The organism is Xenorhabdus innexi (assembly GCF_002632485.1).
GTDB lineage: Bacteria > Pseudomonadota > Gammaproteobacteria > Enterobacterales > Enterobacteriaceae > Xenorhabdus > Xenorhabdus innexi.
On the sequence record NZ_NIBU01000138.1, the window covers coordinates 1 to 2,642 of the forward strand.

A 2,642-nucleotide genomic window follows, 5' to 3' on the forward strand; every position below is an offset into this window, starting at 1 on the left:
ATCCGCCATCTGGTGTTTGACGGCTGGCAGTTACTGGCGCAGCAAATCCAGTTCTTCACCCCCGACCCGGCCAACCGCAGTGAACTGCTGGCGGGGGAAGTGCAGACCCAGTATGCCGTCTGTGCCCCGACGGGCGAACCGCTGGCGCTGTTTGATCCGCAGGGCCACCGTGTCTGGCGTCAGCCACCACAGAGCCTGTACGGCATGCGGCTGAAAGCGGCGGGTGAAAATGCCCAGTTAAATCCGGGACAACTGTTTGCCGGTCAGTGGCTCGATGAAGAAAGTGGTTTAGTCTATAATCGGTTCAGATATTTTTCGTCAGAGGCGAGTTGTTATCTGACGCCAGACCCGATCGGGTTAGTGGGAGGAAAAAATCCTTATTCTTACGTATCAAATCCGACAGGTTGGATAGATCCTCTGGGATTAACGCCTTGTTCTGGAATAAAAGATTGGGCTGTTGATGAATATGGAACTTTGAGGGGATTAGTCAAAGGTAAAAATTTAGGACTTGATGCTCACCATGCTGGCCAAAAAGCAATAATGAAAAATCTTGTCAAAAATTATGATCCAAATACTGGGCCAGCTATTTTAGTACCAAAATCTGGCCACACAATATCTAGGGGCGATTTAGGAGTAGTATCAAGAAGCACGAAACACCCAGCAACGGGAGAAAAATTTACTAATGCTAGGGATTTGATTGCTCGTGATATAAGAGAGTTAAGGCGGGTTTATCCTGAAATACCTAATAAGATACTTAACGATCTTATTAATATGAATAAGAGGATGTACCCAGAGGTTAGATTCAAATGTATTGATAAGGTTATAAAATGAAAAATGATGAAAAAGTAGTAAGAGCTGTTTTTAGTGAGTTATTCGATGATAATTTTATGAATTATCAAGATAATTTAACAAAATCATCCAGCAACAATCAAGATGGCATATATTCAAGAGCTAAGAAAGCGTTATCAAAACTAGATAATGAAGATCAAACAGCTATTTTTAATTTCTTTAAGGTAATAATGTCTGATACTGCATCAACGATCTTTGGAACTATTGACGGATCTCATTTCCCTCCAAATATTGATGGTGACTTTACATTATTGTATGAAGATGAAGAAATACAAGGAAGCCTACAGGATTTATTTATAGAGAAAGCTGAAGATAAGGATATTTATAAATAAGCAATGAAGCCGGAAAGATCTACGTGCTCTTCCGGCTTGTTATCATCACCCTGCTTTGTAATCCCTAATGCTAAATTCATATAAAGCGCATTACATGCTCTTCTAACCACAATCATAAATTTTGAAAAGGATGACAATACATGAAACACCCAATACAACACGAAATCACCTTTCCGGAAGGCTGGTTTCTTTTCATTAATGGCGAAATCCCCTTTTATTGCGATTATAGGTACACTGTCACCGATTTTGCGGAGGCAGGAAATCTGATTGGCTATAACAAAAAAAATGGGATTTACTTCAAATTCACCTATGAATCTGCTGAAATCAGAGGGGATGAACCACCGCCGGGAACTTATGTGTTGACCATCCGAAAATACAATTACACGCAAAACTCCGGTTATTTTGGCCGCTGTGTTTATACGGAAGTCAAACAGACCCAGTGCCCGAAAGAATTTCACAACTTCATGACGGATATGCTGAAAATGTCAGCAGAACAGTCCACGTTCGAAAAAGTCAGACGACCAAAGCCACAGGCCGAATATGCACCTGCCGAGTGCTCACCGGAGTTACAGCAATGTATCAATGATTTTTTCACCGGCTGCATGAAAGATCGCACGGAGCAAATAATGACCTTACTCAGATCGCCAGAGGAAAAAGAGGACAAAGAGGACAAAGAGGACAAAGAATTTATTCTTCATCTGCGTAAATGGTATTATAAAGATCCGGATCAGCTACGCCCTTTTATTCACAGTGAAATACACAAAACCGTGGTCTCGGAGATCCACCACTATTTTGATTCGTTCGATAAAGCCAGAAAACTGGAAAATGGCCGTGATCTCTTTCCCTTTCTTTTTACATCGCAAAAATACCATCTCAGCGCCTTTGTACCTAAAAATGTGAGTTTATGCGATATATTTATGAGTATGAGCCATCTGCACGATGAAAAAATGATGTGCTAACGAGTCAGAGACGATTTATCACATGTTCCGGCCTGTACCGACAGAAAGATCAGGCCGCAACCCCCGTCCCACATCCATCTTTCCAGCCACCAACATAGCGGCTTCCAGTTCACTGCACTGATGCTCCCGCATCAACGCCCGCCGTTCCGCTTTTTCTTCTTTTTCCGTCATCCCCAGAGCCAGATAGAGGCTGGGTGGCACCACCCGGAACAGGGCTTCAATTTTTTTCGCCAGCACTACCCCTTCAGTATAACAACGGGGCAGTTTACTGGCAGAGAGCAATACCGCTTTTTGCTCTTCGGTCAGTTTCTTAAAGCGGGCAATTTGTTCCACTTCATCCGGGGGCATGGTGAGACACAGCCACCATTCAGCCATATTCAGCATCTTTTCAGCGGTATCGGGATAGTCCGCCAGGTTTTGTGTGGCGAGCCACAGCCAGGCCCCCAGTTTACGCCACATCTTGACCACCTTGGTCATGTAGGGGGATAACAGCGGGTTGGTG

The 2,642-nt window shown here is 43.6% G+C and carries 3 protein-coding genes and 1 pseudogene; 3 read left to right on the forward strand and 1 reads right to left on the reverse strand.

Annotation, left to right across the window (positions count from 1 at the left end; all coding sequences use genetic code 11):
- The 3 genes from Xinn_RS23240 to Xinn_RS20420 all read left to right on the forward strand — a co-directional run.
- Positions 1-831: RHS repeat domain-containing protein (locus Xinn_RS23240; RefSeq protein WP_169923642.1), on the forward strand; the 831-nt coding region annotated here is incomplete at its 5' end.
- Positions 828-1,181 carry a hypothetical protein gene (locus tag Xinn_RS20415; protein WP_086953995.1) on the forward strand — a complete coding sequence of 118 codons (354 nt, stop codon included), beginning with the start codon at positions 828-830 and terminating at the stop codon, positions 1,179-1,181. The genes Xinn_RS23240 and Xinn_RS20415, both read left to right, overlap by 4 nt.
- Before the next feature lie 140 nt (positions 1,182-1,321).
- On the forward strand, positions 1,322-2,140 hold the full coding sequence (locus Xinn_RS20420; protein WP_086953996.1) for a hypothetical protein: 819 nt from the start codon (positions 1,322-1,324) through the stop codon (positions 2,138-2,140).
- 18 nt (positions 2,141-2,158) lie between these two features.
- Here the strand turns inward: Xinn_RS20420 and Xinn_RS20425 are convergent.
- Positions 2,159-2,642 (reverse strand): annotated as a pseudogene (locus Xinn_RS20425) (conjugative transfer ATPase); the annotation flags it as partial.

What these genes read in the sequence shown, in the direction of transcription:
- Xinn_RS20420 (WP_086953996.1), top strand. Translation starts at nt 1,322, where the DNA reads ATGAAACACCCAATACAACACGAAATCACCTTTCCGGAAGGCTGGTTT.
- Xinn_RS20415 (WP_086953995.1), top strand. Translation starts at nt 828, where the DNA reads ATGAAAAATGATGAAAAAGTAGTAAGAGCTGTTTTTAGTGAGTTATTC.